Here is a 6,821-nt window from a genome sequence, read left to right as displayed (position 1 = left end):
CTTTTTTATAAAACTTAATAGGCTGATACAACGCTCTGTATAAGCCGAGTGTGATTAGTTGTTAACTAACCATTTAACAAATTGCTTTGCTTCAATTGCGTTGGCAAATTTAGTGCTTTGGCGACCTTGTTTGTCGGCAAATGCTACGCTTTGTTTGTTTACAGAAATTGAATGCACTGGGTGCACTACACGGATCTGAGAACCGTTATATAAATAAGACATAATAAAACTCTCTTTCAATTAGCGCGATAATTTGACGCGCGAAATTCAACGAAGCTTCACTATAGATTTGACGATAACTTTACGACTTTCTACAAGTCTAGGAGTGGTATACAGCGAGCACATGCTCACTCGTTCGCCGTTCAATAATTCAGCTTAATATTTTTGTTTTTAAATGCTGGCTGACTGGATCAAGGTAAGACAAGACATTAACGCGTTACCGAAATGGTAACACTGCTTATAAATGCGGAGGTTGATTCATAAGCAAGGCAGCACATTACAGCACTTATAAAATAAACGCAATAGCTATTTTAATAATATTTAATGCTATCATGCCCTATTGGTTATAACTTAATTTGAGTGATATATGCCCGCTAAAATTGCCGTATTTGTCGATGTGCAGAACATTTATTACACCACCCGCGATAGCTACCAAAAACAATTTAATTATCGTAAATTTTGGCAACACTTAAGTGCACAAGGCGACATTGTTATCGCTAATGCCTACGCCACTGAGCGCCACGACACCCAACAACAAAAGTTCCAAAGTGCGCTCAAACACATCGGTTTCAATGTGAAATTAAAACCCTATATTCAACGCAGTGACGGCTCGGCTAAAGGTGACTGGGATGTGGGGATCACCATAGATGTATTAGACGCTGCCCCACACGTCGACACTGTCGTTTTGCTTTCTGGTGATGGGGATTTTGACTTACTGCTCAAAGCCGCAAAAGACAAATATAAGGTGGGCACAAAAGTGTATGGCGTACCCGCGCTTACTGCGAGCTCACTAATGAATGCCTGTGATGAATTTATTGAGATTACCCCGTCGTTACTTCAGTAAAACGTTATGAACGACTAACCCATAAAAAACCTGCGAAAGAGAATACCCCTTCGCAGGCTAAGCTCAATTAGTAACCCGCAAGTTAGAAAATATGTGAAACGATAAACGCAGAGGTATAGGCTAATAAACCATAGCCTGCGAATAGGCCCCAAGCTATTTTCTTGCTACCTGTTTCCCCTTTGAGAGTCGCAACGGTTGCAACGCACTGTAAAGCGATAACATAAAATATTAACAGCCCAAGCCCCGCCCCTAAGGTAAGGCCATCAGCTTGAATATTTTCAGCTAATCCGGCGATATTTTCGTCAGCGCCTTCAATGCCAAACAAGGTTCCTAATGCGCCAACGAATACTTCACGTGCCAAAAACGAAACCAATATGGCAACACCGTAACGCCAATCTAATCCTAGCGGTTCAAAAACAGGCTCTATCCACTGACCAAGCATGGACAAGTAGGAGCCTTGTAAATCATGCTCTGAGCTTGGGAAGTACCCCAGAAACCAGATAACCACAGATACCATAAAGATGACGGGCCCTGCCCTACGAATAAATTGTTTAGCGCTAGTGAGCACGCGTAATATAAGTGGTTTCCAATGAGGCAAACGATAGTTAGGCAACTCTAAGATAAATGGCATCTCAGCTTTATCGCTGTCATTTTCAGTAAATTTATTCAATAGCACGCTGACGATGAGAGCAGTGACTATGCCTAAAAAATACAGTACAAAAAAGGCAGTACCTTGAAGGCTCAGTAACCCACCTAAATAGGTGGTATTCGGTATTAGCACCGCAATAAGTAGCGCATATACCGGCAAACGCGCAGAACAGGACATTAACGGTATCGTCATCATGGTAATCAAGCGTTTACGCGGTGATTCAATCGTTCTCGCTGCCATAATAGCGGGTATGGCACAGGCGTGACCCGACAGGTAAGGAATGAAACTTCGGCCAGACAAGCCAAAGTAACTTAGTGGCTTATGGCATATCAAAGCAGCACGTGCCAAGTATCCGCTATCTTCAAGTAAGCCGATAATTAAAGTCAACACCATGATCTGCGGCACAAAAACGAGAAACGAACCGAGTCCTCCAAATATCGCATCTTGCAGAAAATCATTGATAACGCCTTGGCCGATAACAGATGTTACAGCTACGGCTAGCCAACCAATAATGCTCTCAACGCCGTCCATTAGCGGCGTTGCCCAAGTAAAAATACTCTGGAATAAAACGAACATTATGCTGAAAAATGCGACACCACCCAAAACACTGTTTAACAAAAAACTATCAATGGTATTTTGTTGTTTTAAAACGATATCAGCATGAATTCCATATTGCTTCGCGATACGGCGACTAACATTAAATACGCTGTCATCATCTGGCACGCGTTGACGTGGAATGTATTTTTCAGGCTGTGAGGCAACCTCGTTTAATGCCAACTTGAACTCGTGTATGCCCACTAAGGTTTTAGCTGAAAGCGGAAATACAGCCGCGCCTAGGTCTTCACTTAACTTATCGCAATCCACCTGATGACTGAAACGACCTACCTCGTCAATCATGTTTAAGGCGAACACTAAAGCCTTGTCATGTTGCTTAGCTAAATCGCGTACCTGTAAACCAAACACTAAGCTTCGTTCTAGGCGAGTGGCATCCAAATTACATACGATGACACCTGTATTGTCGTCATGCATCGCCTCGTGAATTTTTTCGACTGCTATTTCTTCATCACGTGAGAGCGTGCTTAATGAATACGCCCCAGGGAAATCAATCAGTGTGTGTTCACCAAATTTACCGCTTTTTAGTTCAACTGTTACACCGGGGAAATTAGCGACTTTCTGACGCATCCCAGTGAGTTGGTTAAACAACAGACTTTTCCCTGAGTTGGGTTTACCTACTAAAATTATATTTTTCATGACGCTACTTGATTGTTCGAACACTAAAAAAGCGCTCAAATAGACATTAATGCTATTAAGTGATTACCCACGCGAAAATGTGTCGTTTAGGCTAGATGTAAAAACAAAATAAGATAGTTTAGCTAAGGCTACTGACAGCAACCTTGTCGGCAATACTCTGTTCTAAGGTATAAACACAGTCACCAATTTGAACAACGACCGGTCCATTCATAGGACTACGCCGAAGGCATCGAACAGACTGACCGTCAGTCAGCCCCATTTCTAATAACCGATTCGTTACCGCAGGCAATAGAGCATTATCTAAGCCACTGATTAAACCGGATTTTTTTGCGGGGATATCCCAAAGTGTCATCGCGCCCTCATCAAACAGTTGATACAAATGAAAATTGTTTTCATTAATACCATAAGTTTGACCAAGGGCGCAACGTCAACTGATTAACTCACTTTTAAATGGTCTGCGACCAAAAATGCCATTTCAAGCACTTGGTCAGCATTTAAGCGAGGATCACATTGGGTTTTGTATGCTTGAGCGAGATCATCATCGCCAATCTCATATGCACCACCGGTACACTCAGTCACATGCTGACCGGTCATTTCTAAGTGAATACCACCAGCATGCGTTCCTTCAGCCTTATGCGCTGCAAAGAACTGCTGTATTTCACGTAAAATAGCATCAAAGTTACGCGTTTTATAACCGCTTGATGCTTTGAACGTGTTGCCATGCATAGGATCTGAACTCCACACTACATTGCGTCCTTCTTGTTTTACGCGACGTAATAATGCAGGTAGGTTCTGTTCAAGGTTGTCAGCCCCCATACGGGTAATTAATGTTAAACGACCTGAGGTATTTTCTGGGTTTAATGCATCGATAAGGCGGATTAGCTCGTCACCTTGCATCGTCGGCCCTACTTTTACCCCGATAGGGTTATGTATACCGCGGAAAAATTCAATGTGGGCATGGTCAAGTTGACGTGTACGCTCACCGATCCATAACATATGAGCTGAACAGTTGTACCATTTGTCGGTTAAGGTATCCACGCGCGTCAATGCTTGTTCATAATTCAGCAAAAGTGCTTCATGAGACGTATATAAGCTGGTCTCATGCAGGGTTGGCGTGTTGCTAGTGTTGATACCCATAACATTCATAAACTCCAAAGAGTCTTGAATTCGACGAGCCACATCTTGATAACGCTCTTTAAGTGGATTGTTTTCCACGAACGCCATATTCCACCTATTTACTTGATGTAAATCTGCTAAACCGCCTTGGGCGAACGCACGAAGCAGGTTTAAGGTCGAAGCACTTTGATGGTATGCATCAAGCATACGTTGTGGGTCGGGTAAACGTGCGGCTTCGGTAAATTCGAAACAGTTGATAATGTCACCACGGTAACTAGGAAGAGACACATCGCCAATAGTTTCAAAGTCGCCAGAGCGTGGTTTGGCGTATTGCCCTGCCATGCGCGCGACTTTGGTCACAGGGCAACGGCCTGCAAACGTCAATACAATTGCCATTTGCAAAATAACTTTAAAGGTATCGCGAATTTTTGGCGCATTAAATTCATCAAAGGACTCAGCACAATCACCACCTTGCAGTAAAAAACCCTTACCGTCAGCAACTTGGCCTAACTCTTTAAACAACTGACGCGTTTCCGCAGCAAAAACGAGAGGAGGATAAGATTTTAGCTTTTGTTCCACATCGTTTAGATGTTTTTGATCATGGTAAGTGGGTTGTTGCAGAATTGGCTTTTGACGCCAACTATCAGGTTGCCATTGGCTCACATTGTGTCCTTAAATATCAGTAGAGTCGGAAATGAAAATGGGTTCACAAACCGCATGCTCTAAACACGCAGATGTCACGCTCAATCATACCTTATATCCGCCGTGATAAAATATACTTAACGCAAAGAATATACTTAATCGGCGCATAAATGAGCATGCACGAGTTCGTTAGCCTTACAATAAAGATTAGGAAACTGACACCGCACTATTTTAGCGCTTACGCGGGTTTAATGTTTGCGTGTGCGTATATTACGTATGCTGTTGCTTAATATGTTCGATTAAGCCGTCTGATGCTTGTTCAATTAAATCTAAAACGTATTCAAAGCCTCGTTTTCCCCCGTAATAAGGATCAGGAACCTCTTCTTCGTCTGCCTCACAAAAACTCATCATGAGAGAGATTTTATGTTGATACTCCTCAGGACATATTTCCTTTAAATTACGTACATTCTCCTTGTCCATGGCTATAACGTAATCAAACTGCTCAAAATCACTGCTATTAACTTTACGGCACTTTATTTTTTTAAAGTGATAGCCGCGCCCTTCTCCAACCGTTCTTGAGCGCTTATCAGGTGGTGAACCAATATGCGCCCCTAAGGTACCGGCAGAATCGATTTTAATTGCCAATCCTGCATGCGCAGCCTTGTGGCGAAAAATAGCTTCAGCTGAAGGAGAGCGGCAAATATTGCCTAAACACACAAATAAAACCGATGTGATATTTTTTTCTACTTTTCTGTCAAACACCTAAATAACACCCGTAAAAATTGTTCATTGTTTTGAAAGGAACCCAAGCTGGTGTTGCTAAGCGTCCTGTATAAACGTTAGGCCAAACACGCTATCGCTAACAGTTCGAAAAGGTAAATATGCGTTGCTTGCATGATTACCTTTCCACAGTTGATGGCTTTTTGGTAACCTATATGAATATAGGGTCAGATATGCATCATATGGATGAATCGATAAAGAATACAACAGCTTGCCATCAAGTTCAGTGCCACGAGTGCGCCTATGTAGTTGAGGTTCCAGCACTCTTTCACCGTCAACGTGCACATTGCCCTCGATGCCATTATGTTATCACAACCTATTATCAAAATATGACACAAAAGCTAGTGGCGTTTTCGCTAGCCTCATTGATTTTTATGGTTGCGGCATTGTGCTTTAAATTCTTATCCTTCAGCGCTAACGGCCAGTACCATGCCATCAATATCATTGGCAGCATAGAAGCCCTAGCAGATAACGATTACCTCGGCTTAGCTATTCTACAAAGTGCGGTGATTCTCGTATTACCCTCGACTATTTTGCTCTGTTTATTGTATTTATTGATCCCCGTTTTATTTGGTAAAAAGCCCAAACACGCCGCACCGCTATTAAAGCTCATTTTCACGTTACGCCCCTGGACCATGGTGGAGATTTTTCTGGTGGCGGTTTTGGTCAGCTTAGTCAAGATTATGTCCATGGCTGATATTGGCATAGGGCTTTCATTCTATGCTTATGCGCTGTTTGCCATTTCCATGACAGCGATGCTCATGTATTTAGATCAACATCAACTTTATATTCTGACGTCTTGTGAGCTTCCTGCCCCTCCAAAACCTCGTCCAGCCTCCCATAGTATTCAGACGACTTGGGCCTTATTAGTCACTTCGATTATGTTTTACATACCGGCTAATACGTTGCCCATTATGCACACTAATATATTGGGAGATGACCAACCTAGTACGATATTAGGGGGCGTAGTCACCCTCTGGAAAATGGGCTCTTACCCTATTGCCGCGATTATATTTATTGCCAGTATTTTAGTCCCAGTCGGTAAGCTGGCCATATTATGCTGGCTGAATTATTCCGTACAAACTGATTACTATGGTGGTCAAAAAACACGTATGGTCGGCTACCGTATTACTGAGTTTATCGGTCGCTGGTCGATGATTGATGTTTTTGTAGTGGCTATTTTGGTCAGCCTTATACAACTAGGAAATATCATGAGTATTTATCCTGGTTATGCAGCATTGGCGTTTTGCACTGTGGTGATATTAACCATGCTGGCGGCTTTTTCATTTGATACAAAATTAATTTGGAGTGAACAATAAT

At 42.4% G+C, this 6,821-nt stretch carries 7 protein-coding genes; 2 read left to right on the top strand and 5 right to left on the bottom strand.

Annotation, left to right across the window (positions count from 1 at the left end; all coding sequences use genetic code 11):
• Positions 1–54: 54 nt before the first annotated feature.
• Positions 55–222 carry a hypothetical protein gene (locus GCHA_RS22990; protein WP_007985521.1) on the bottom strand — a complete coding sequence of 56 codons (168 nt, stop codon included), beginning with the start codon at positions 220–222 and terminating at the stop codon, positions 55–57.
• Positions 223–586: 364 nt separating this feature from the next.
• Between GCHA_RS22990 and GCHA_RS04490 the strand changes: the two genes are divergently transcribed.
• Positions 587–1,063 (top strand): NYN domain-containing protein, encoded by a 477-nt coding sequence (locus tag GCHA_RS04490; protein WP_007985519.1) that lies wholly within the window; start codon positions 587–589, stop codon positions 1,061–1,063.
• A gap of 82 nt (positions 1,064–1,145) precedes the next feature.
• Here the strand turns inward: GCHA_RS04490 and feoB are convergent, their stop codons facing one another.
• From feoB to GCHA_RS04470, 4 genes are all read right to left on the bottom strand, one after another.
• Entirely contained in the window at positions 1,146–2,963 is a 1,818-nt protein-coding gene (gene feoB / locus GCHA_RS04485) for a ferrous iron transporter B (protein ID WP_052017986.1), read from the bottom strand.
• Between the two features lie 118 nt (positions 2,964–3,081).
• Complete coding sequence (locus GCHA_RS04480) at positions 3,082–3,315, bottom strand: FeoA family protein (RefSeq protein ID WP_013754045.1); 234 nt, start codon at positions 3,313–3,315, stop codon at positions 3,082–3,084.
• A gap of 83 nt (positions 3,316–3,398) precedes the next feature.
• Positions 3,399–4,742: a class II 3-deoxy-7-phosphoheptulonate synthase gene (locus GCHA_RS04475; RefSeq protein ID WP_007985512.1), complete on the bottom strand. Its 1,344-nt coding sequence runs from the start codon at positions 4,740–4,742 to the stop codon at positions 3,399–3,401.
• Positions 4,743–4,991: 249 nt separating this feature from the next.
• Complete coding sequence (locus tag GCHA_RS04470) at positions 4,992–5,483, bottom strand: low molecular weight protein-tyrosine-phosphatase (protein WP_007985510.1); 492 nt, start codon at positions 5,481–5,483, stop codon at positions 4,992–4,994.
• 173 nt (positions 5,484–5,656) lie between these two features.
• On the opposite strand from GCHA_RS04470, the gene GCHA_RS04465 reads away from it, so the two are divergent.
• The gene (locus GCHA_RS04465) at positions 5,657–6,820 is read left to right on the top strand and encodes a paraquat-inducible protein A (RefSeq protein WP_229816499.1); all 1,164 of its coding nucleotides are present in this window, start codon (positions 5,657–5,659) and stop codon (positions 6,818–6,820) included.
• Position 6,821: the final 1 nt, after the last annotated feature.

It is taken from the genome of Paraglaciecola chathamensis S18K6, assembly GCA_000314955.1.
Taxonomy (GTDB): domain Bacteria; phylum Pseudomonadota; class Gammaproteobacteria; order Enterobacterales; family Alteromonadaceae; genus Paraglaciecola; species Paraglaciecola chathamensis.
This window is presented reverse-complemented; position numbering and strand designations above follow the sequence as displayed.

Coding starts and splice junctions, on each gene's coding strand:
- GCHA_RS22990 (WP_007985521.1), bottom strand. CDS start 222: ATGTCTTATTTATATAACGGTTCTCAGATCCGTGTAGTGCACCCAGTG.
- GCHA_RS04490 (WP_007985519.1), top strand. CDS start 587: ATGCCCGCTAAAATTGCCGTATTTGTCGATGTGCAGAACATTTATTAC.
- feoB (WP_052017986.1), bottom strand. CDS start 2,963: ATGAAAAATATAATTTTAGTAGGTAAACCCAACTCAGGGAAAAGTCTG.
- GCHA_RS04480 (WP_013754045.1), bottom strand. CDS start 3,315: ATGACACTTTGGGATATCCCCGCAAAAAAATCCGGTTTAATCAGTGGC.
- GCHA_RS04465 (WP_229816499.1), top strand. CDS start 5,657: ATGAATATAGGGTCAGATATGCATCATATGGATGAATCGATAAAGAAT.